Below are 19,474 nucleotides of genomic sequence, written 5' to 3' on the forward strand. Positions count from 1 at the left end.
ATGAACGTCGATGTGTCCATCACCCGCTCGCTGCCGCAGCCCGGCACCCCGGCGGCCTATTTCAACCGGGAACTGAGCTGGCTCGCCTTCAACGAACGGGTGCTGGACGAGGCATGCAACGAACGGCACCCGCTGCTGGAACGGTTGCGGTTCCTGTCCATCTCGGGCAGCAATCTCGACGAGTTCATGATGATCCGCGTCGCCGGGCTGGTCGGGCAGGTCAGCCGGGGGATCGAAAAGCCGTCCCTGGACGGGCGGACGCCGGCGCAGCAACTGGCTGCCGTGGCGGAACGGATGGGCCGGCTCACGGCGCGACAGCAAGAGGTGTGGACTTCGCTGCGCAGGCAACTGGCCGCCTGCGACATTCACATCGCCGATGAGCAGCGCATCAGCGAGGCCGCGTTTCGCACCTTGCGCGAATATTTCCTCGACGAGATCATGCCGCTCGTCACGCCGCAGGCGATCGATCCGGCGCATCCATTTCCCTTTGTCGCCAACAAGGGAGCGGGCCTGCTGTTCGCGGTGCGGCGTGATGCCGACGGGGAGGAGCTGATCGAGATGATCCTGCTGCCTGCCGCGCTGCCGCGGTTCGTTCGGGTGCCGGGCGACGACGCGATCTGGATCAGTCTGCCGCGCCTCGTCGAACGCTTCGCCAAGGAGCTTTTTCCGGGCTTCACCATCACGGGAGACGGCGTGTTCCGCGTCCTGCGCGACAGCGACATCGAAATCGAAGAAGAGGCCGAAGACCTTGTCCGCACGTTCCGCAGCGCGATCCAGCGGCGCCGACGCGGGCAGGTGATCCAGCTGGAACTGGAGGACAATTGCGACCCGGCGGCGGAACAGCTGCTGCTCGACCGCCTGGGGGTGGACGCCACGGCGGTTATCCGCACCAGCGGGATGATCGGCATCGAAGGACTGGCCGACATCGTCGCGGAAGACCGCCCGGACCTGAAATTCGAAAGCTATGCCCCGCGTTATCCCGAACGCATCCTGGAACACGATGGCGATGCGTTCGACGCAATCCGGGAAAAGGATATCATCATCCACCACCCGTACGAAAGTTTCGAAGTGGTGGTGGATTTCATCCGTCAGGCGGCAGCCGACCCCGACGTGGTCGCGATCAAGCAGACGCTGTACCGCGCGGGCAGCCAGTCGGCCGTGATCGCCGCGCTGATCGCGGCGGCTGAGGCAGGCAAGTCGGTGACCGCCATCGTGGAACTGAAAGCCCGCTTCGACGAGGAACAGAACCTCAAATGGGCCAGCGAACTGGAACGGGCCGGGGTTCAGGTCGTGTATGGGTTCCTGAACTGGAAAACCCATGCGAAGGTCGCGATGGTCGTGCGGCGGGAAGAGGACGGCTTTCGTTCCTACTGTCACTTCGGCACGGGCAATTACCATCCGGTGACTGCCAGGATCTATACCGATCTCAGCTTCTTCACCGCCGATCCGTGCCTGGCTCGCGATGCGGCAAAGATGTTCAATTTCGTCACCGGGTACATCGAACCGCACGAGACGGAATGTCTGGCCATTGCGCCGCACGACCTGCGGTCCACGTTGTACGCCATGATCGATGCCGAAATCGCCAATGCCACGGATGGCCAGCCAAGCGGTATCTGGCTGAAGTGCAACCAGATCACCGATCAGGGCATCATCGACCGCCTGTATGCGGCCAGCATCGCCAGTGTCCCGGTCGAGATCGTGTGCCGCGGCATCTGCAGCCTGCGTCCGCAAGTCCCTGGCCTGTCCGAGAACATTCGGGTGAAGTCGATCATCGGGCGCTTTCTCGAACACAGCCGCATCTACGCCTTTGCCAATGGCCATCGCCTGCCCAGTCCGCAGGCGCAGCTGTTCATCTCGTCTGCGGACCTCATGGAACGCAACCTCGACCGACGGGTTGAAGCGCTGATCCCCATTCGGAACCGCACTGTCCATGACCAGGTGCTGCAACAGGTGCTGCTCGCCAACATGCTCGACACCGAACAGAGCTGGTGGCTGGATGCCGATGGTAATTATGCGCGCGCGTCTGAGCGGCAGGATGGCAAGCCGTTCAACTGCCATCGCTATTTCATGACCAACCCGTCGCTGTCCGGCCGGGGCGGGGCACTGGAAGAAGGGGGCGTGCCCAAGCTGACCCTGCGCAAGGGGGCCGCGTGATCGGCACCTGGCCGACGCGTTCCGGCGCGAACGGGTCGGGTCAACCCGAACCGCGCGCCATAATCGACATCGGTTCAAACACGGTGCGCCTGGTCATATATGGCGGCGCGCCCCGCGCCCCCCGGGTCCTCTTCAACGAAAAGGTGGTAGCACAGCTCGGCCTTGGAGTTGCGCACGACGGGCGATTGAGCGCCGACAGCATGGAATTGGCTCGCCGGGCGCTCGCCCGGTTTGCGCTTATCCTGCGGGACGCCAACATCCGCCACGTCCAGACCGTCGCCACCGCTGCCGTTCGCGAGGCAGCCAATCGCGACGAGTTCATCGACCTGCTGGCGGGACTGAACCTCCATCCGCGTGTTCTGTCCGGCGAACAGGAGGCCGAAATGAGCGCGCTGGGCGTCATCGCGGCATTTCCCGCAGGCGCAGGGATCGTGGCCGACCTTGGCGGAGGCAGCCTCGAACTGGTGCGCATCGCCGGCGGATCGACGGAGGGCGGCATCAGCCTGCCGCTTGGCACCCTGCGCCTCGCCGAAGCACGCCACCAGCGCGGGGGCGACCTGCGCAAGACCGTGACCCAGTCGCTGAAACAATGGGATGGAGGAACCGCGCACACCCTGTATCTGGTCGGCGGCACCTGGCGCGCGCTGGCCACCTTTGCCCTGGAACAGGACCAGCACCCGCTGAGCGACCCGCACGGGATTGCTCTGTCCGCGAAGGAGGCGCGCAGTCTGACCGAACGTGTGCTGACGCTTGCGCCCGACAGGATCAGCGATGTTGACCGCGTTTCATCCATGCGCGCGGTCAAGCTGCCCGATGCCGCCGTGCTGCTTCAGGCGTTGCTGAAGCGGACTGCGGCGGAGCGGCTGGTGTTCTCGTCCTGGGGGCTGCGCGAAGGAGTGCTCTTTTCCGCGCTGCCGCCGTTGGTGCGGGCACAGGATCCGCTGCTCGCCGGAATAGCCGCTTTCGGTCAGGACCATGGCATCGCGCCGACACTGGCCGCGCAGGTGGCGGGCTGGACCGCAGGCGCGATCCCGGCCCAGCATCGCGGCCAGGAACGCTTGCGGTTGGCCGCCACCACCCTGGCGCTGGCGTCCATGCGGATCGAACCCAACCTCAGGAACAACCAGGCGGTGGAGTGGGCGCTCTACAAACGCTGGATCACGACCACTGCGACCGAGCGGGCGATGCTGGCCGCCGCCATCTGCGGCAACGGCAATTGCGCATTGCCGGATGAACTCGCCCAGCTGGCGACGCCCGAACAGCTCGACGGAGCGTACGCGTGGGGCCTGGCCATTCGCCTGTGCCGCCGGCTGGGCGCAGGATCGCCGCAATCGCTGGAGGCTAGCCGGCTCAGCATCGATGGCGGCCGGCTGCTGCTGACGGTCGCCCAAAGCCATCGCGCGCTGGTCGGACAGCCGACGGAAAAAGACCTGCGGCTCCTCGCCGCGCGGCTGAAGCTCGACCGGGCGCTGGAATTCAGCCCTGCGGCCAAGGCCGATCGCGCTGCGCAGCTGGCGCAGAATGAAGCCGTTTGAAGCCGCGGCGCTTTCCCGCTAAGCCTCGCGCGGACGCGCCCTTAGCTCAGCTGGATAGAGCACGAGACTTCTAATCTTGAGGCCGCAGGTTCGACTCCTGCAGGGCGCGCCAACTCTTTCCGGACGTCAGCTGCGGCCGCCGAACGGGGAAAAATCGGTTGCGCTGTCGAACGCCTCGACCCCTTCGCGCCGCTTGAGAAAACCGACGACCCAATAGGTCACTGGCGTCAGCAGCGCTTCCCATGCGACCTTGATCGCCCACTGCGACAGGACGACCTGCCACAGTTGCTCCACCGGCCAGCCCGCCAGACCCCAGAACGCGAGCGGATAGAAGATCGCGCTGTCGAGGCCCTGCCCCACCACCGTGGAACCGATCGTCCGCACCCACAGAAATCGCCCGTGTGTGATGACCTTGAGGCGGGCGAGCACGTAGGCGTTCGCGAACTCGCCCGCCCAGAATGCCAGGATCGAGGCGAGCACGATGCGCCACGAATTGCCGAACACGAACTCATACGCTTCCTGTCCCGGCCATCCGGCGGCCGGGGGCAGGGCCACTACCACGGCGGCCATGAACGCCATGAACACGAGCGCGGCAAAGCCGGTCCAGATGACCCGCCGCGCGTTGGCGTAACCATACACTTCGGTCAGGATGTCCCCAATGATGTAGCTGACAGGGAAGAACAGCACCCCCGCACCGAATGCCCATTGCCCACCGCCGGGCAGGACGATGTAGCTGGGCTTGGCCGCGCCGATGACGTTGGACAGCAGCAGAATGGCGATGAACGCCGCCATGACATAGGGGTAATACCGGAAGTTCGCCTGGGCGAGCGCCTGCCCGGTCAGCGGGCGGGCCGCGGGGTCACGCATCCGGTTCGCCCTGCCGCAGGTACAGCGTGCGCGTGGGGAAGGCGAAGCCGACGTCAGCTTCCTCCAGCCGGCGGTAGATTTCCAGCAGCAGTTCCTGGCGGATGAACACGCTTTCCGTGTAATCGGCGACATCGATATATGCGAAGGTTTCAACCGCCAGGGAGTCCGGCGCGAAATCCTTTAGCGTGGCACGCGCGTCCTCGGCCACTTTGGGATGCTCGGCCAGCACTTGCTTGATGATGTTCAATGCCTGTCGCAGCCGCGCCGCGCTCAAAGAATATTCCAGCCCTATGACCACTCTGAACAGGTGGCGGTCGCGCTGCGAATAGTTTTCGATCCGCTCCGACGAGAAATCGCCGTTCGGAATGGTGACAACCGTTCGGTCGGTTGTGCGGATCCGGGTGGAACGGATGCCGATATCCTCGACCGTCCCGATGACACCGCCGACCTTGCAGACATCGCCCACCTGGATTGGACGGTCGGCCAGGACGCTGACGGTGCCGACGAGGTTTTCCACCGACTTCTGTGCGCCAAGGGCAAGGACCAGCCCGCCGATGCCCAGCGCAGCGACCCCGGTGGTCACATTGAACCCCAGCGTGTCGAGCACCCCGATCAACGCCAGCGCCAGCAGGATAACCTTGATGACGCGGCGGGCGAATACGATCACGGAAGCCGCTTGCCGGCGATCGGCTCGCTCCATCCGCGAAGTCAGCCAGCTCGCCACCGCGTCCACCAGCCTCAGCAGGAACCAGACCAGCGCCACGACGCCTAGAATGCCGAGGTAGCGCAGGAGCGTCTGACGCGCGATGATCGACACCGGCGCATCCTCGCCAAAGATGCGGAACACGACAAAGGACAGGAACAGCGCCAGCGGCGGAAGCGCGGCATTCAGCAGATGATAGACCGGCGAATCTATCGTCAACGTGCGCCGCAGCAGCCACAGGATGAGCGACGAGACGACCCAGAACCCGACAAACACGATCAGCAGAATGCCGATCAGCGTCAGCCAGTCGGCAAGGGGTGCGCCCGCAACCACGCTGGTCTCGGGGACCGGCTCCGCGGCCTGCTGCGCCTCCTGGGGCGTCGGCTCCAGCAGTTGCAGCGTCTCCGCCGAAATCTGCCAGACCGGCGCGGCGCCTTCGGCCTCGAACCGCTGGAGCAGGATTGGATCGGCTGTGTCGCGCGACAGGATGCCGATCTGGTCAAGGTGCGGGGCCAGCCCGTCTCCGGTGGTGCCGGCAGGGTCGTTCGAAAGTTCGGCGTAGGGTTTCAGCGACCCGCCCGAATTGAGCGCGTTCCTGAGCGCCAGAGCAAGCGCTGCGGCCTCGTCTTGCTGGCGGGCCGGTACGGCAAGGTACTGGGCCGCAACCTCGTAATTCTGTTCCGCAAATGCGCGGAGCAGGCCGGTGACGGCGCTGCGCGGCGTTTCCCGCCCGTAGGGATCGGGTTCAGGTTGGCTCGCCGTCGCGTCACCCGTGGGGAGCAGTTGCGCATCCGCGCGGGTTGCCGGGTATCCGGCCACCGCAAGGCACATTAGAATAAGTCCGGACCGCAGAAGCCAACGCATGCGGCTCCTTTGGCAAAAGCCGGCGCCATTGTGCAAGGGTGACACTAGCCGGAGGCGGTTGCGCAAACCGCAACCTGAGCCGGCCAACTCGCATCACATCGACACAAGCAGCCGCGTTATCCACTGTTCGCGCAAGTTTTGTGAACTTTAGGCTCGACCTCTGGTCATCTTTCATTAACCTGCTGCTGATGGAGAAAGGGCTGTTCTACCGAGTCTGACGCCCTGCCTGCTGCAAAACGGGGACCACATGACAACTCAACATGCGCTTCGCACCGGCCTGCTGGCCGCAAGTTCAGCTCTGGCTCTGGTCCTTCCCGGGGTCGCCCTGGCACAGGAACAGGGGGCTCCGGCGATCAGCATCGACCGCCCCAGCGCCTCTGTGACCAGCGACGCAGTGAGCCTCGCCCCTTCACGGGATGCGCAGATCATCACCCGTGACGACATCCTCCCGAACGTTCCGGCGCCGGCCGGTGCCCTGGACAGCGGGGTCACGGGAGTGGGGCAGATGGTTATCCGCAACAGTCCAACCTCCTTTTCCGTTGGCCTGTGCACCGGATCGCTCATCAATCCGCGAACGGTCCTGTTCGCCGCGCACTGCGCCAACAACCGGCCAGCGGATGCCTATGGCTCTCCGACCGGCGGAGTGCCGATGAGCTTCGGGTTCAACGCCGACAATCTTCCGGCGGTGCGGCAATGGCTGGGCCTCGACGGCGGTACCGTCAATGCCACCAACAAGGCGCTGAACCTCTACAACGTCGAGCACCTGTGGTACGACCAGCGCTCGCTGGCATTCGGCTTTCTCGAAGCGGACATCGCCCTCGCGACGCTCGACACGCCGGCTTTCGATATCCCGACCTGGGCGATGCTGTTCACCCCGATCGACCAGCAGGAGCACGTGACCATCATCGGCTATGGTGGTCGTGGCACCAATGCCAGTGGCAATCTGGGCATCGACTGGCGCCGCCGCATCGCGGAAAACTACGTCTCGTTCCTGGGTTCGCTCGACGATCTGGACACGGGGCTGGGCTTCAGCGCGGGCGGTTTGCCGCAGAACCTGTATTTCACCGCCTTCACCGACCCCAGCGGCATTTACGACGTGACCCAGCTGCGGCTCGACTTCGGGATTTTCGGCAGTGGCGACACGCCTCTACCGCGTGAAGGCACGACTGCGGGCGGCGATTCCGGCGGGCCGCTGGTGCTGGACCAGAAATACAATCGCGATGTTATCATCGGCGTCCTGTCCGGCGGGGGCAGCATCTTTGGCACGCAGTTTGGCGACGCTTATGGCAGCTACAGCTTCTATCAACCGCTCCACGCCTTCTGGCAGGTGATCGTCGCCAACAACCCCTATGTTTACGCGACCACCAAGGGCGGCAAGGGGCAGTGGACCGATCCGAACCACTGGGTGCAGGCGATGGACCCCAATTACCTGGTCGGGCTTGATGGCAATCTGCTCAACCGGCTGCCGAACGCGCCGGGCGCGGAGGTCGGCGGGGAAGGCGCGAAGTTCGGCGAGGTCTGCGGCATTCAGCTGACGTTCCCGTTCCCCAAGACCGGCCAATGCACGCAGTTCGAACAGGACGCGGTAGTTGGCGCGACCGGCCCGCAGTTCTTTGTGGAGGGCGGACCGGGCACCCAGAACTTCGTGCCGAACAACATCCGCGCCAATCCGCAGGCCGGCATTCGCCCGCGCTATTTTGACGTGACGCTGAACCGCGGTTCAACCACGCTGTCGGGCGCCGACATCACCATCGACCGGTTCACCATGGAGGGCCTTGCCAAGCTGGAGGTGGCGCAGGGTGCGTCGCTCAGCGTGCTGGGTGACTATACGCAGCTGCTCGGCTGGACGGATTTGAACGGCAGGATCTCGGCCAACGAAACCTTCCTGCTGTCCGGCGTGCTGTCGGGCACGGGCACGTTCCGCACGCCGTTCCTGACGTCGGTGGCCAGCATCATCGCACCGGGCGCGGCACGTGGCACCGGAACCCTCACCATCGACGGCAATGCGATCCTGGCGTCCGGCTCGACCCTGATGATCGAACTGAACCGGGCAGGATCGGACCGGCTGTCGGTCACCGGCACCCTGTCGCTGTCGGACCCCGGCGATGCCAACGCGATCGGCAGCAAGCTGGTCATCAACAAGGCGGCGGGCGCCGCGCCGCGCTGGGGCCAGACGTTCACCATCGCGCAGGCAGGGACCGGCATCGACGGGCAGTTCGGCAAGACCTATGCCGCGCTGGGCGTGCTGCGGCCGGAGCTGACCTACACCGGGAACGAGGTGACGGCCACGCTGCAGGCAGGGCGGCTGTCCGACCTGATCAGCCCCAACGCCCTGACGGCAACGGCGTTCGCGGTGGCGCTCGACCTGCTGCGGGACCGGTCCTACACCTCGCTCTACAACCTGTATGGCGCGGTCGACCTGATGGATGGTGCCGCCCTGACCCAGTCGCTGAGCAGCCTGGCGCCGCGCTCGAACGAGCAGGGCAGGCAGCTGTTCGAACGGCAGAGCAGGCAACTCTTCGGCGTCGTCACCGACCGCTTGTCCACGATCGGTTCGGCCCAGGCGACGACCGGCACCCTCTCCATCATCGGTTCGCCACTGGGTGTGATCGATCAGGACGGGACGACGCGGGCGGCACAGCTGACCCGCGCCGGGTTTGCCGGCCTCGCTCCCGACCAGCAGCGTGCGCTTGCCCTGCCCGAAGGCGTCACCGGTTTCGTCACCGGCGGCATCGTCGCGGGGCAGAGCCTCGGCTACTCGGCCGACCGGGTCGAGGACGGCACCCGCTCCACCTATTTCGGAATGGGGCTGGAACACGAAGTTGCCCGCAACTTCATGCTGGGAATTGCAGCGGGCCATGCCAGCGGGTCCAGCTTCGGCGGCGGGGACCAGGCACGCTCCACCCTCGATCAGGTGGCGCTGTATGGCAGCTACCAGCTGGGGGGCGGGGCCTATACCGGGTTCGCGGCCAATATGGAGCAGGCCCGCATCCGCACCGCGCGGTTCGGTATCGGCCTGGCGGGCGGGTCCAGCCTGTTCGGAGAGCAGGACGCCTCGCGCATCGCCCTGGTCAGCGAAACCGGCGTCAATGTCGACATTGCGCGCGGCCTGACGCTGACCCCGCGGGTGCAGCTGGGCTATACCCGCGCCCAGCTGTCCAGCATGACCGAGTTGGGCGGTGAAGCCGCCCTTGCGATCGACGATGTCACCACCCAGCGGGTCGATGCCAAGGTGGGGATGAAGCTGGCCGGTTCCCACAGTCTCGGCAACGGCTGGACTTTCGTGCCGCAGCTGCAGGCGGATTACGTCCGCCTGCTGGATGGCGCGGAGAGCGGCATGGAAGTGCGGTTTGCCGGGGCCGATTACGTGGCGATTGCCTTGCCACTGGCCGGCGGCGACAACCAGTGGGGCGAGTTGAAGGGCGGCTTCACCGTGGGCAACCGCACGCTGCAACTGGGCGCCGGCTTCGAAACCTCGGTCGGTCGCAGCGATCTGCGGGATGACCGTGCGATGGCCGATCTCACCATCCGCTTCTGATCGGGCTTAGCAGGGGGAGGGCCGCTGGAGCGATCCGGCGGCCCTTTTTGCTGGAACAGGTTTCCCTTAGCCGCAAGTAAGGCGCGTGATCACGTCTTGCCCGTCGACCTCCACGGTGAGCCGGTCGGTGCGCAGATCCCGGGATACCGGTTGCCCGGGCCGCACCACCCGCAGATCCGCCGCGCTGCTTTCCTCCAGCAAGGCGTGCTGAAGCACCCGGTCCAGCCGTGCACCCACCCGCCGCTGCACCGCCGCCGCATCGCAGGCGCTGATCAGCCGGTTCAAATCCCGAACCGCCGCGTCGCGAGCTTCGTCGGCGGCGCTGCCCTCGACCGGCGGTGTCGTTCCAATCGTGTCAGCCACCGGCACCTCCTGTTGCACACAGGCTGTCACGAGCAGCGGGAGGCAGAGTGCAAGGCGAAGCGGCATGCAGCCGGTGTAAAGCCGCCGCAAAGTGCGGTCCAGCCTGGCGACGCGATGGATAACTGAGTTCAGCTGCTCTCATGCGGCGAACCGGGGCATCGCGTGCCCCACGCCTCCTCCTAGCCAGCGTGACCCCGGCGGATCACCCGCGAAACGCGCTGTCCAGCCGCTCCTGCGTGACCGGATAACCCAGGCCTTCGGGGATAGTCAGCCAGCGGGTGCCGTCCCGTTCCACGATCTTAGGCGACACCGTGCCGCGAGGCAGTGCTTCGGCCTGTGCGCGCGCGGCGGCGAAGTCGGGAAAGGTGGCCAGTCGTTCCAGATTGCGGCGCGTGGGAAAAATGACGCTGATCTCGCCTCGCTCCGCCGCCCTCAGCGCACCTTGTGCGGTGGTCCAGAACAAGCGCGTGTTTTCCGTCGCATCCACTGTCACGTCGACCGCGCCGGTGCCCAGATCGGCAAGATAGAAGCGGGTGTCGAAAATACGCTCGTGCTTCATACCCTTGGGGAGCCAGCGGGTGAACGGCGTCAATGCGGCAAATTCAATCCGCCAGCAAAACCGGTCCAGCACCGGCGCCAGCGCCCCTTCCGCAAGCAGCATTGCGCGCGCATCCGCCGCGCGCGCTGCATCGACCGTGCCGTGCAGACCCACGGCCAGCCCGGTTTCCTCCAGCGTTTCGCGCACCGCGGCAATCCGGTGCGCTGCCTCGTCCGGGTTGGCGCAGCCATGATCGAGCCGCGCTGCCAATGCCCGGTCCGCCTCATCGACCCGGCCGCCGGGGAATACGGCGGCACCGCCCGCAAACACCAGCGAACGGGACCGCACCACCATCAGGATTTCCGGGGGTCCACCCGCGCTCCCGTGACGGAAGACGATCAGCGTCGCTGCAGGTATGCCTTGAAGTTGTGCGCCGTCTTGCAAGGCGGGCGCTAGCCGGCCGCTGTGACGTGCTTTTCGGCGAGCAGTTCCTGCAGTTCGCCTGCTTCAAACATTTCCGTCATGATATCGCTGCCGCCCACGAACTCACCCTTCACATAGAGTTGCGGGATCGTGGGCCAGTCGGAATATGCCTTGATGCCCTGGCGCACTTCCATGTCCTGCAGGACATCGAAACTTTTGTACGCGACGTTGCAGTGGTCGAGAATCTGCACCGCCTTGCTGGAAAAACCGCACTGCGGGAACAGCGGCGTCCCCTTCATGAACAGCACGACGTCGTTGCCGTGGACGATGTCGGAAATGCGTTGGTGTGCGTCGGACATGGGCTTGAACCCTGTTGTTGTTGGCTGGTCCGGATCAGTTGGGAGCGCGCGTCGTCAGTTGCAAGGCGTGGAGCACGCCGCCCACGCGGCCGCCCAGCGCGTCGTAAACCAGCTTGTGCTGCTTGACGCGGGGCAGGCCGGAGAACTGCGGCGCGACGACTTCCGCGGCATAATGGTCGCCGTCCCCGGCCAGATCGCGGATAACGACCTGTGCTCCCGGCAGGGCGTCGCCGATCAGGCGGCTGATCTCCTCGGCAGGCATGGGCATGGCGAGCTTACCCGTTGCCGATCAACTGGCGGCGGGCCTCTGCCTCGCAATCCTCCAGCGCGGCGCGCACATCGGCTTCGGTCGTGTCGTGACCAGCGGCGGTCAGATCGCCCAGGACCTTGCGCACGACATCGGCGTCGCCAGCTTCCTCGAAATCGGCCTGCACGACGGCCGTTGCGTAGCTGTCGGTTTCCTCGGGCGTGAGGTTCATCTTGCCGGCAGCCCACTGGCCCAGCAGACGGTTGCGCCGTGCGGCCAGTTTGAAGGCGTTCTCCTCGTCGAAGGCGAACTTCGCTTCTTCACCCCGCTGGCGGTCGGAAAAATCGGTCATGAGCATCCTCGCTGTACAATCTTGACTGCCGCATTAGCCCCGCTGCCCACCGGCAACAAGCGTCGCCTCACATGGTGACAACCAGCTTGCCGACCGCTTCGCGCCGTTCCAGCTTGGCGATGGCTTCGGGTGCCTGAGCGAGGGTATAGGTCTCCGAGATCGTCGGCCTGATCTTGCCCGCCCGCCACAGGTCGAACAGTTCGGCGATGTTGGCAGCGTTGCGTTCCGGTTCGCGCATGGTGAACGCGCCCCAGAACACGCCGCGAATGTCGCAGCTTTTCAAAAGCGTCAGGTTGAGCGGCATTTTGGCGATGCCGGCCGGGAACCCGATAACCAGCAGCCGGCCTTCCCAGGCGATCGCCCGCAGCGCGGGTTCCGAATAATCGCCGCCCACCACGTCATAGATGATGTCGGCGCCGTTCGGCCCGACGGCTTCCTTGAACTGATTGGCCAGCGCCTTCGACTGGTCTTTGTCGAACGGCGCGCGCGGGTAGATGACGACTTCGTCCGCGCCCGACTTGCGCGCGGCCTGCGCCTTTTCCTCGCTGGAGACACCCGCGACCACCCGGCATCCGTAAGCCTTGGCAAGCTCGACGGCGGACAGGCCGACGCCGCCCGCCGCACCCAGCACCAGCACCGTTTCGCCGGCCTTGATGTGGCCCCGGTCCTTCAGCGCGTGAATGGACGTACCATAGGTCATCAGCAGCGCGGATGCCTCGATCAGGTCGATGCTGTCCGGGACGCGGAACAACCGGGCCGCTTCCACGACGATCTGTTCGCGCAACCCTCCGCTGCCCAGACCGGCGATGACCTTTTCGCCCACCTGCCAGCCCGTCACGCCTTCGCCCAGCGATGCGATCGTGCCGGAGATCTCGCTGCCGGGCGAGAACGGGCGGGGCGGCTTCATCTGGTAGAGGTCGCGAATGATCAGGGCATCGGGGAAATTGATCGCGCAGGCCGCGACATCGATCACGACCTGTCCCGGTCCGGCGACAGGAGAGTCGATTTCCGCCAGAACCAGTGTTTCCGGTCCGCCGACCTCGTTCGAGAGCAATGCTTTCATTCGTGGGTTCCCTGTCAATCCGTCTGCGGCGGCTCGCCCGTTGGGGTGTGCGGCGGGGCCGGCTTGTCCTTTTCCTGCCGGTCCTTGCGCCGGGAGGAGTAGAGCAGCGCCGCGGCAATGGCCGCAGAGCCGATGGCAACTGCCGCTTTCCCGGCGGCGCGTGGGACTTTGCTGGTCATGGCGGTGTCATGCGGCTTTCGTCGGTCGGGGGCAAGTGCAAGGCCGCCAAAAACAACTCGGACGCCCGATGGCGGCAAATCTTTTTGGCGAGAGTCATGGCGCGGTAACGATTTCGCGGTTAGCTTACACCCATGTCAGCCAAACCTTTCGCCTTCCCCATCCGCATCGTGCCCGCTGACATCGACTTCATGGGGCACGTCAACAACGCGCGTTACCTGTCATGGGTGCAGGACGCGGTGCTGGCGCACTGGCGCAAGCTGGCCCCGGCCGATGCGGTCGCCAGCCGCGCGTGGGTCGCGCTCAAGCACGAGATCACATACCGCAAGCCGGCCTTCCTGGATGACGAGGTGGTGGCCAGCACCGTGCTGGAGAAGATCGCCGGGGTGCGCGCGTTCTACACCACCGTGATCAGCCGCGGCGAAGAGGTGCTGGCGGAGGTGAAATCGGCCTGGTGCTGCCTTGATGCAGTCACGCACCGGCCCGCGCGCATTGGCGAAGAAGTCGCCCGGTACTTTTTCGGCGAAGGCGTCGCCACCCCGTCCTGAACCGCTTTGCGTGCGCTGTGAGGCGGCCTATATGGGCTGAGCATGCACTACGCATCATCCCTTCGGTCGCGCCGCAGCGGCAATCGGCAGGCCGTGATTGGCCTGATCCTGGCGGCGCTGGTTTTCGCGGGCTGGCTGGGCATCCATGTCTACGCCATGTTCGTGTTCGACCTGACCTGGGCCAGTTTGCCGCTCGCGCTGCTGATGGCGGCCGTGCAGTGCTGGTTGTCGGTCGGCCTGTTCATTATCAGCCATGACGCGATGCACGGCTCGCTGGTGCCCGGCGGCAGGCGGATCAACACGGCAGTCGGCGCAAGTCTGCTGTTCCTGTACGCTGGTTTTGTCTGGCGCCGGATGCGCGAGGCACACTTTGCGCACCATCGCCATGCCGGGCGGGCGGGGGATCCCGATTTCGACGAGCAGCACCCGACCCGTTTCTGGCGCTGGTACGCGACCTTTATCCGCCGCTATTTCGGTTGGAACTCGATCCTGTTCGTCAGCACGGTGGTGACCCTTTACTGGCTGGTGCTGGATGTGCCCATGACCAAGATCGTGCTGCTGTACGGCGCGCCGGCAATCCTGTCGTCGCTGCAATTGTTCTACTTCGGTACTTACCGCCCGCACAACCACCGGCGCGGCGCCTTCGCCGACCAGCACAATGCCCGCAGCGAAGGCTTTGGCACGCTGCGCAGCCTCGCCACCTGTTTCCATTTTGGGTATCATCACGAACACCACCTCGCGCCGCATGTGCCGTGGTGGCAACTGCCGGCCTGGCGTCGCAGCCAAGTCAGCAAAGCCGATATGGTAACAGCATGAGTACGCTCGAAATCATCGCCATCGTCGCCGCCGCCGTGATCGGCATGGAACTGTTTGCCTGGTGGGCGCACAAATACGTGATGCACGGGTGGGGCTGGGCGTGGCACCGCGACCACCACGAACCCCATGACAATGCGCTTGAGAAGAACGACTTGTATGCCGTCGTGTTCGGCACCATCGTGTTCATCATGTTTGCCGTCGGCTATGTCTGGTCGGATGCGCTGTGGTGGACCGCTTTTGGCATCACCCTTTATGGCCTCATCTATACCTTCGTGCACGACGGGCTGGTTCATCAGCGGTATTTCAAATGGGTGCCCAAGCGCGGTTATGCCAAGCGGCTGGTGCAGGCGCACAAGCTGCACCACGCGACCATCGGCAAGGAGGGCGGGGTCAGCTTCGGTTTCGTTCTGGCGCGGAGCCCCGCCAAGCTGAAAGCGGAACTGAAACGCCAGCGCGAAGCCGGCATCGCTCGCGTCCGGGACAGCGTGGGAGCCTAGCGCCCGCTGCTTCCGCTCGCTTGCGGAGGCGCGGAGCGGGCAAGGGCGCGCCGGTACAGGACCGCCGCGAATGCCACCAGCGCGATGCCCGTCACTTCCTGCGCCGTGCCATAGTCGATGAGCGACAGATCGCGGCCGAGCCATTCGTCCGTATGATGGAACGACGCTGCGCGGACGAGGACGAAAACCGCAATGAACGCGAGGCCGCCGATTGCGAGGCGGATGGCGGCCTGAGACCTGCGTGTCAGCCAGACGATGGCCGCGCCTCCAAGCAATGCTCCGATCAGCAGGGCCAGGATGAACCACATCTGCACAACGCGACGCTGATCGTACCAGCCTTCGTTCAAGGCTGCCTGCTTGCCCAGCGCGGTGAGCAGTGTCTGGAGGTCGAGCAGCTCGTTCGCCGCCAGGAAGCCGAGCGCCAAGGCGACAAAGTGCCAGAACAGCCCGTCCTGCGTCCGCTCGTGCGCCCGCGCGCCGCGTGCCGCCACCATAGCAGCGGCAATGGCGAGGCCGTAAGCGGCAACAGTGAACCAGTCGGCGAAGTCCGCGCCGGCCAGGTTCTGCCGCCAGTCGTAGCCGGGCACGATGCTGCCTTGCGCCAGTGTGCCTAAACCGTTGCCAGCCGTTCGGCGTGTGACTTGATCAGGCTGATCATATTGGGCACGCCCTGGGTGCGGTTTGACGACAGTTGCTTTTCCAGCCCGAACGGTGCCAGCGCCCCGGCGATGTCCATCGCGGCAACATCTGCTGCCGGCTTGTCCTGCACCGCCGCGATCACCAGCGCAACAATGCCTTTGGTAATGGCCGCGTTGCTGTCCGCCAGAAAATGCAGCCTGTCGCCCGCCGGGGTCGGATACACCCAGACCTGGGCGGAGCAGCCGCGCACCAGTGTCGCGTCGGTCTTGAGTGCGTCCGGCATCGGTTCCAGTTCGCGTCCCAGTTCGATCAGCAGGCGATAGCGTTCGTCGCCGTCGAGAAATTCGTATTCTTCGCGGATGTCATCGAGCGAGCGCATGGCTGGCTGCCTTAGCGGGGAATGATATACCCGACAATGCGCGGCGAAGCCCGGCCGCCTTGCCTTTCAGAGATCCACGCCGTTCGCAATGGCTTCCAGCTTGCGGATGCGTTCCTTGAGGTCGGCCAGTTCGATCCGCGCTGCCCCTTCGGGCGACCCGCGTTCCGGCCGCGGCTGGTCGGCGTTGCGGTCCAGTTCCCGTTCCCTGATCCGCAACCAGGCGAGCCAGGCCTTGAGCAGTCCGGCCGTCACGATGCACAGGCCGACCAGGCTGGTGAGGGCGATCACGGTTACAGGTTCGGGCATCATCACCTCTCCTCCTGCCGGTCAGCGGTTCTGTTCTTCGCGCAGCGCGTCGATTTCCGCCGCGATGCGGCGCGTGTCGCTTGCGCCCAGCGTGTGGCCATCGGTGGCGATGCGTTCCAGCACCTTCACCCGTTCGCGCAGTTCGGCGATCTCGGACCGGGCGCGGCTGCGCTCCTCCTCAAGCGCGCGGCGGTCCGCTTCGCCAAGGCCGCCGGTCTTGCGCAGCGTTTTCTGGCGCTCCACGAAAATGCTCGTCACGCAGCTGACCAGCACGATCAGGAAGATCATGGTCCACAGGCTCATCTGGCGTCCTCCCGCTGCTCCAGTCGTAGCGCCTCTATCTGGTGCCCCAGGTGGTAGCCGCTGTCGGTGACGATCCGTTCCACATTCGCGAGGCGGTCCTTGACCGACCCGATCTCGGCGCGAAGCTGCGCATTTTCCTGCGTCAGCAGCATGACCCTCTCGGCTGTCTGCTTGTCGCTGCCGGGCTTCAGTGACTGGCCCCACATGCCTTCCAGCGGATAGCCGTTCTTGATCTTGAGCCTGGTGGTCTGGAACGAAACCGCAATTCCCAGGGCGCCGAGGATGAAGCAGGCGAGGATGATCCAGCCGAGGTATGGGAGAAAATCAACGGCGCTCATCACGCACGCTCCTTCGCCGGGTTGTGAGGTGCAGCACTTTGTGCCTGCGGTGCAGGGCTGGGCAGCTCGCGCAGCGCTTCGATTTCCTCGGCCAGGCTATAGCCCCTGTCGGTCACGATGCGTTCGAGCACTGCCACGCGGCCGAGCACCGTTTTCAGTTCCTCGCGCAGCCGGTCGTTTTCCGCGGACAGCGCGGGGTCGCTGCCCTGCGCAGGCAGGACGCTCTTGCCGCCGTATTCGTCTTCCAGGGGGTAGCCGTGCTTGGCGCGGATCCAGTTGTTGATGAGCCAGCCGCCATAGCTGACGGCGATGATCAGCAGGATAAAGGCAGGATTGCTCCAGTCCATCACGCACGCTCCCTGTTGCCGGTGCCCAGCATCACGCCCGCACCTTCGTCCTCTACCCGTCGCACGTCGCGCAGCGCCTCGATCTGCGCGGACACGTTGTAGCCGCTGTCGGTGACGATGCGCTCGAGCACGGCGACACGGTCCTCCAGGCTCTTGATCTGCCCGACATACTGCGCGGCCTTTTCCGCCGTCTCGGAAGCCGTGTACTTGAGCTTGCGGCTCTCCAGCTTGGCGCGGGACACGATCCAGACGATCATGATGACCATCAGGAAAGGCGCAAATCCGATCATCCATTCCATTTGATGCTACTCCCCCTTTCGCGGCCGTCAGCGCAGCCGTTCGATTTCGGCGTTGAGGCGCGGGTTGCTGGAGACGTAATACGTCTCCACATCGGCCAGGCGGCGATCCACGTCCTTCATCCGGGCGCGGATTTCGCGGGCGGTCCGCTTGGGGCTCTGCCGCACGCCCTGCCAGTATTTCTGCTCCTGCGGATCGCGATAGAGATGCTCCGGCTTGTTGTTCAGCAGAAGGCCGGCGACAAAATACACCGGGATCAGCGTGCCGCTCAGCGCGAACAGCAGGAACACCGCGCCCAGCCTGACCCACAGCGCATCCACCCCGGTGTAGTCCGCGATGCCGGCGCAGACACCCATCAGCTTGGCGTTGCTCTTGTCCTTGTAGAGCGACGTGCGCGGCGTATTCATTGGCGTTGTCCTTTCTTCTCGGCCAGCATGCGGTCCAGTTCGCGCAGCTTCTCGTTGTCGATCTCCCGGTCGTGGATCAGCTTGGGTGCGGTGTATTCCGGGTTGTCGGCGGCGACGAGACGTTCCACCGTGTCCATCCGTTCGTCCAGCCGCTTGGCCAGCTGGTACAGCTCGTCCAGCAGCACCTCGTCATCGGTGGTGATGGTTGCGGCGGTCTTCCACCGGGTAATGTAGTGCAGCACGATCCATGGCAGAGCGATGAAGATCGCCGCGACCCAGATGAAATCGTCCATCTCTCAGCCCTCCTTGTTTTCGTCGGTCTTGCCCAGCGCCTTCTTCAGCGCCTCAAGCTCTTCATCCACCTTGTCCGATCCTTCCAGCGCGGCGATCTCGTCGGCGAGCGACCGTTTGCCTTCGCCGGCGATGCTCAGCGCGTCGGCCCGTCCTTCGGCATAATCGACGCGGCGCTCCAACTGGTCGAAGCGGGACAATGCCTCGTCCACCCGCTCCGTGCTCATCAGGGTACGCAGCTTGACCCGGTTTTCCGCCGACTCCAGCCGGGCGGCGATGGCCGTCTGCCGGCTGCGCGCCTCGCGCAGGCGGCTCTGCAGCTTCTGGATGTCCTGCTCATAGGCGCGCAGGGCATCGTCGAGCACGGCGATTTCTTCCTTCAACTGAAGGGCCATGTCGGACGCCTTGTTCTTTTCCACGAGAGCCGCCCGGGCCAGATCCTCGCGATCCTTGGACAGGGCAAGCTGCGCCTTTTCCGCCCACTCCGCCTGCAACCGGTCCAGCTTGACCGTGTGCCGGTGCATTTCCTTCTGGTCGGCGATGGTGCGGGCCGCCGAAGCGCGCACCTCCACCAGCGTTTCCTCCATTTCCATGATGATCATGCGGATCATCTTGGCCGGGTCGTCCGCCCGGTCGAGCATGTCGGTGAAGTTGGCGGCGATGATGTCGCGGGTGCGATTGAATATACCCATCAAGTTGGCTCCGTTGAAGAAATCTTCCGGTCCGCGAGGAGTGCGGCGCTGGCGGCGGTATTCCGGTTCGCTGTCGGCCACGCGCGGAGCGGGCGAACGGCGGATGCGTTCCATCTCACGTTCGATCCGGGGGGCGCGGCCAGCGCCGCGGCCGCGAGCCGGAGTGTCGTCTTCGGGGCGGAGGAAGTCGTCGTCGGACATGCTCATGCCAGTTCCACCTGCTGCCAGCCCATCCCGGCCTGCGGGGCAATATGCGCGGCAGGCAGAGCCGGGCCAAACACGATCAGCGCCGCCATAAGGGGGGCAAATACCATCGCGGCCTTGGCAAAGCTGGTAGCAGAAAAGGGATGCTGTTGCATGATGTTTCGTCTCCTGTACGACAGGCCAAGCAACCAGCGTGCCAATTGCGGTTTTCGGGGAAGTAGCGAGCC

Annotated in this window: 26 protein-coding genes and 1 tRNA gene; 7 read left to right on the forward strand and 20 right to left on the reverse strand. The window is 65.0% G+C overall.

Annotation, left to right across the window (positions count from 1 at the left end):
• The 3 genes from LHJ54_RS05490 (at position 1) to LHJ54_RS05500 (ending at position 3,801) form a co-directional block, all read left to right on the forward strand.
• Positions 1-2,154, forward strand: coding sequence for an RNA degradosome polyphosphate kinase (locus tag LHJ54_RS05490; protein ID WP_228242910.1), 2,154 nt, complete (start codon positions 1-3; stop codon positions 2,152-2,154).
• Positions 2,151-3,689, forward strand: coding sequence for a Ppx/GppA family phosphatase (locus LHJ54_RS05495; protein WP_228242911.1), 1,539 nt, complete (start codon positions 2,151-2,153; stop codon positions 3,687-3,689). Before LHJ54_RS05490 ends, LHJ54_RS05495 begins: the two co-directional genes overlap by 4 nt.
• A gap of 35 nt (positions 3,690-3,724) precedes the next feature.
• A tRNA-Arg gene (locus LHJ54_RS05500) sits at positions 3,725-3,801 on the forward strand.
• A 14-nt stretch (positions 3,802-3,815) separates the two neighbouring features.
• On the opposite strand, the gene LHJ54_RS05505 is transcribed toward LHJ54_RS05500, so the two are convergent.
• Together LHJ54_RS05505 and LHJ54_RS05510 are read right to left on the reverse strand one after the other, a co-directional pair.
• On the reverse strand, positions 3,816-4,556 hold the full coding sequence (locus LHJ54_RS05505; RefSeq protein ID WP_228242912.1) for a queuosine precursor transporter: 741 nt from the start codon (positions 4,554-4,556) through the stop codon (positions 3,816-3,818).
• Positions 4,549-6,123, reverse strand: a complete 1,575-nt coding sequence (locus LHJ54_RS05510) for a mechanosensitive ion channel family protein (RefSeq protein WP_228242913.1) — start codon at positions 6,121-6,123, stop codon at positions 4,549-4,551. The genes LHJ54_RS05505 and LHJ54_RS05510 overlap by 8 nt, the downstream gene beginning before the upstream one ends.
• A gap of 247 nt (positions 6,124-6,370) precedes the next feature.
• Between LHJ54_RS05510 and LHJ54_RS05515 the strand changes: the two genes are divergently transcribed.
• Positions 6,371-9,661: an autotransporter outer membrane beta-barrel domain-containing protein gene (locus tag LHJ54_RS05515; protein WP_228242914.1), complete on the forward strand. Its 3,291-nt coding sequence runs from the start codon at positions 6,371-6,373 to the stop codon at positions 9,659-9,661.
• A gap of 66 nt (positions 9,662-9,727) precedes the next feature.
• On the opposite strand, the gene LHJ54_RS05520 is transcribed toward LHJ54_RS05515, so the two are convergent.
• From LHJ54_RS05520 to LHJ54_RS05550, 7 genes are all read right to left on the reverse strand, one after another.
• Entirely contained in the window at positions 9,728-10,024 is a 297-nt protein-coding gene (locus LHJ54_RS05520; RefSeq protein ID WP_228242915.1) for an I78 family peptidase inhibitor, read from the reverse strand.
• Between the two features lie 202 nt (positions 10,025-10,226).
• On the reverse strand, positions 10,227-11,006 hold the full coding sequence (locus LHJ54_RS05525; protein ID WP_228242916.1) for an NUDIX domain-containing protein: 780 nt from the start codon (positions 11,004-11,006) through the stop codon (positions 10,227-10,229).
• An 8-nt stretch (positions 11,007-11,014) separates the two neighbouring features.
• A complete protein-coding gene (gene grxD / locus LHJ54_RS05530) occupies positions 11,015-11,344 on the reverse strand; it encodes a Grx4 family monothiol glutaredoxin (RefSeq protein WP_228242917.1) in 330 nt (109 codons plus the stop codon).
• 34 nt (positions 11,345-11,378) lie between these two features.
• Positions 11,379-11,612, reverse strand: a complete 234-nt coding sequence (locus LHJ54_RS05535; protein ID WP_228242918.1) for a BolA/IbaG family iron-sulfur metabolism protein — start codon at positions 11,610-11,612, stop codon at positions 11,379-11,381.
• A 7-nt stretch (positions 11,613-11,619) separates the two neighbouring features.
• Positions 11,620-11,943, reverse strand: coding sequence for a DUF1476 domain-containing protein (locus LHJ54_RS05540; protein WP_228242919.1), 324 nt, complete (start codon positions 11,941-11,943; stop codon positions 11,620-11,622).
• 67 nt (positions 11,944-12,010) lie between these two features.
• A complete protein-coding gene (locus LHJ54_RS05545) occupies positions 12,011-13,006 on the reverse strand; it encodes an NADPH:quinone oxidoreductase family protein (protein WP_228242920.1) in 996 nt (331 codons plus the stop codon).
• Positions 13,007-13,020: 14 nt separating this feature from the next.
• Positions 13,021-13,185: an isopropylmalate isomerase gene (locus LHJ54_RS05550; protein ID WP_228242921.1), complete on the reverse strand. Its 165-nt coding sequence runs from the start codon at positions 13,183-13,185 to the stop codon at positions 13,021-13,023.
• A gap of 132 nt (positions 13,186-13,317) precedes the next feature.
• Here LHJ54_RS05550 and LHJ54_RS05555 point away from each other — a divergent pair, with 132 nt between their 5' ends.
• The 3 genes from LHJ54_RS05555 to LHJ54_RS05565 are packed head-to-tail and all read left to right on the forward strand — an operon-like array spanning position 13,318 to position 15,044.
• Positions 13,318-13,731, forward strand: a complete 414-nt coding sequence (locus tag LHJ54_RS05555) for a thioesterase family protein (protein WP_228242922.1) — start codon at positions 13,318-13,320, stop codon at positions 13,729-13,731.
• A 42-nt stretch (positions 13,732-13,773) separates the two neighbouring features.
• Complete coding sequence (locus LHJ54_RS05560; RefSeq protein ID WP_241721426.1) at positions 13,774-14,547, forward strand: fatty acid desaturase; 774 nt, start codon at positions 13,774-13,776, stop codon at positions 14,545-14,547.
• Positions 14,544-15,044, forward strand: a complete 501-nt coding sequence (locus tag LHJ54_RS05565) for a sterol desaturase family protein (protein WP_228242924.1) — start codon at positions 14,544-14,546, stop codon at positions 15,042-15,044. Before LHJ54_RS05560 ends, LHJ54_RS05565 begins: the two co-directional genes overlap by 4 nt.
• Here the strand turns inward: LHJ54_RS05565 and LHJ54_RS05570 are convergent.
• The 11 genes from LHJ54_RS05570 to LHJ54_RS05620 all read right to left on the reverse strand — a co-directional run bounded on the left by LHJ54_RS05570 (position 15,041) and on the right by LHJ54_RS05620 (position 19,402).
• Positions 15,041-15,631: a hypothetical protein gene (locus LHJ54_RS05570; RefSeq protein ID WP_228242925.1), complete on the reverse strand. Its 591-nt coding sequence runs from the start codon at positions 15,629-15,631 to the stop codon at positions 15,041-15,043. The two genes, LHJ54_RS05565 and LHJ54_RS05570, sit on opposite strands and share 4 nt — an antisense overlap.
• A gap of 23 nt (positions 15,632-15,654) precedes the next feature.
• The gene (locus tag LHJ54_RS05575) at positions 15,655-16,062 is read right to left on the reverse strand and encodes a SufE family protein (RefSeq protein ID WP_228242926.1); all 408 of its coding nucleotides are present in this window, start codon (positions 16,060-16,062) and stop codon (positions 15,655-15,657) included.
• A 66-nt stretch (positions 16,063-16,128) separates the two neighbouring features.
• Positions 16,129-16,368 (reverse strand): hypothetical protein, encoded by a 240-nt coding sequence (locus LHJ54_RS05580; protein WP_373457064.1) that lies wholly within the window; start codon positions 16,366-16,368, stop codon positions 16,129-16,131.
• 21 nt (positions 16,369-16,389) lie between these two features.
• Positions 16,390-16,671 (reverse strand): hypothetical protein, encoded by a 282-nt coding sequence (locus tag LHJ54_RS05585; RefSeq protein WP_228242928.1) that lies wholly within the window; start codon positions 16,669-16,671, stop codon positions 16,390-16,392.
• The gene (locus tag LHJ54_RS05590) at positions 16,668-17,009 is read right to left on the reverse strand and encodes a hypothetical protein (RefSeq protein WP_228242929.1); all 342 of its coding nucleotides are present in this window, start codon (positions 17,007-17,009) and stop codon (positions 16,668-16,670) included. The genes LHJ54_RS05585 and LHJ54_RS05590 overlap by 4 nt, the downstream gene beginning before the upstream one ends.
• On the reverse strand, positions 17,009-17,356 hold the full coding sequence (locus tag LHJ54_RS05595; protein WP_228242930.1) for a hypothetical protein: 348 nt from the start codon (positions 17,354-17,356) through the stop codon (positions 17,009-17,011). The genes LHJ54_RS05590 and LHJ54_RS05595 overlap by 1 nt, the downstream gene beginning before the upstream one ends.
• Positions 17,356-17,655, reverse strand: coding sequence for a hypothetical protein (locus LHJ54_RS05600; protein WP_228242931.1), 300 nt, complete (start codon positions 17,653-17,655; stop codon positions 17,356-17,358). Before LHJ54_RS05600 ends, LHJ54_RS05595 begins: the two co-directional genes overlap by 1 nt.
• Before the next feature lie 27 nt (positions 17,656-17,682).
• A complete protein-coding gene (pspC, locus tag LHJ54_RS05605; RefSeq protein ID WP_228242932.1) occupies positions 17,683-18,060 on the reverse strand; it encodes an envelope stress response membrane protein PspC in 378 nt (125 codons plus the stop codon).
• Positions 18,057-18,353, reverse strand: coding sequence for an envelope stress response membrane protein PspB (pspB, locus tag LHJ54_RS05610; protein WP_228242933.1), 297 nt, complete (start codon positions 18,351-18,353; stop codon positions 18,057-18,059). Before pspB ends, pspC begins: the two co-directional genes overlap by 4 nt.
• A gap of 3 nt (positions 18,354-18,356) precedes the next feature.
• On the reverse strand, positions 18,357-19,250 hold the full coding sequence (gene pspA / locus LHJ54_RS05615) for a phage shock protein PspA (protein WP_373457054.1): 894 nt from the start codon (positions 19,248-19,250) through the stop codon (positions 18,357-18,359).
• On the reverse strand, positions 19,247-19,402 hold the full coding sequence (locus tag LHJ54_RS05620) for a hypothetical protein (RefSeq protein WP_228242934.1): 156 nt from the start codon (positions 19,400-19,402) through the stop codon (positions 19,247-19,249). The genes pspA and LHJ54_RS05620 overlap by 4 nt, the downstream gene beginning before the upstream one ends.
• Positions 19,403-19,474: the final 72 nt, after the last annotated feature.

This window comes from Porphyrobacter sp. GA68 (assembly GCF_022605525.1).
In the GTDB taxonomy this organism is placed as follows: Bacteria; Pseudomonadota; Alphaproteobacteria; order Sphingomonadales; family Sphingomonadaceae; genus Qipengyuania_B.

Excerpts from the sequence above, each read along its gene's own strand:
- LHJ54_RS05490 (WP_228242910.1), top strand. The coding sequence starts at position 1 with ATGAACGTCGATGTGTCCATCACCCGCTCGCTGCCGCAGCCCGGCACC.
- LHJ54_RS05505 (WP_228242912.1), bottom strand. The coding sequence starts at position 4,556 with ATGCGTGACCCCGCGGCCCGCCCGCTGACCGGGCAGGCGCTCGCCCAG.
- LHJ54_RS05510 (WP_228242913.1), bottom strand. The coding sequence starts at position 6,123 with ATGCGTTGGCTTCTGCGGTCCGGACTTATTCTAATGTGCCTTGCGGTG.
- LHJ54_RS05515 (WP_228242914.1), top strand. The coding sequence starts at position 6,371 with ATGACAACTCAACATGCGCTTCGCACCGGCCTGCTGGCCGCAAGTTCA.
- grxD (WP_228242917.1), bottom strand. The coding sequence starts at position 11,344 with ATGTCCGACGCACACCAACGCATTTCCGACATCGTCCACGGCAACGAC.
- LHJ54_RS05535 (WP_228242918.1), bottom strand. The coding sequence starts at position 11,612 with ATGCCCATGCCTGCCGAGGAGATCAGCCGCCTGATCGGCGACGCCCTG.
- LHJ54_RS05540 (WP_228242919.1), bottom strand. The coding sequence starts at position 11,943 with ATGACCGATTTTTCCGACCGCCAGCGGGGTGAAGAAGCGAAGTTCGCC.
- LHJ54_RS05545 (WP_228242920.1), bottom strand. The coding sequence starts at position 13,006 with ATGAAAGCATTGCTCTCGAACGAGGTCGGCGGACCGGAAACACTGGTT.
- LHJ54_RS05550 (WP_228242921.1), bottom strand. The coding sequence starts at position 13,185 with ATGACCAGCAAAGTCCCACGCGCCGCCGGGAAAGCGGCAGTTGCCATC.
- LHJ54_RS05555 (WP_228242922.1), top strand. The coding sequence starts at position 13,318 with ATGTCAGCCAAACCTTTCGCCTTCCCCATCCGCATCGTGCCCGCTGAC.
- LHJ54_RS05560 (WP_241721426.1), top strand. The coding sequence starts at position 13,774 with ATGCACTACGCATCATCCCTTCGGTCGCGCCGCAGCGGCAATCGGCAG.
- LHJ54_RS05565 (WP_228242924.1), top strand. The coding sequence starts at position 14,544 with ATGAGTACGCTCGAAATCATCGCCATCGTCGCCGCCGCCGTGATCGGC.
- LHJ54_RS05575 (WP_228242926.1), bottom strand. The coding sequence starts at position 16,062 with ATGCGCTCGCTCGATGACATCCGCGAAGAATACGAATTTCTCGACGGC.
- LHJ54_RS05580 (WP_373457064.1), bottom strand. The coding sequence starts at position 16,368 with ATGCCCGAACCTGTAACCGTGATCGCCCTCACCAGCCTGGTCGGCCTG.
- LHJ54_RS05585 (WP_228242928.1), bottom strand. The coding sequence starts at position 16,671 with ATGAGCCTGTGGACCATGATCTTCCTGATCGTGCTGGTCAGCTGCGTG.
- LHJ54_RS05590 (WP_228242929.1), bottom strand. The coding sequence starts at position 17,009 with ATGAGCGCCGTTGATTTTCTCCCATACCTCGGCTGGATCATCCTCGCC.
- LHJ54_RS05595 (WP_228242930.1), bottom strand. The coding sequence starts at position 17,356 with ATGGACTGGAGCAATCCTGCCTTTATCCTGCTGATCATCGCCGTCAGC.
- LHJ54_RS05600 (WP_228242931.1), bottom strand. The coding sequence starts at position 17,655 with ATGGAATGGATGATCGGATTTGCGCCTTTCCTGATGGTCATCATGATC.
- pspC (WP_228242932.1), bottom strand. The coding sequence starts at position 18,060 with ATGAATACGCCGCGCACGTCGCTCTACAAGGACAAGAGCAACGCCAAG.
- pspB (WP_228242933.1), bottom strand. The coding sequence starts at position 18,353 with ATGGACGATTTCATCTGGGTCGCGGCGATCTTCATCGCTCTGCCATGG.
- pspA (WP_373457054.1), bottom strand. The coding sequence starts at position 19,250 with ATGAGCATGTCCGACGACGACTTCCTCCGCCCCGAAGACGACACTCCG.
- LHJ54_RS05620 (WP_228242934.1), bottom strand. The coding sequence starts at position 19,402 with ATGCAACAGCATCCCTTTTCTGCTACCAGCTTTGCCAAGGCCGCGATG.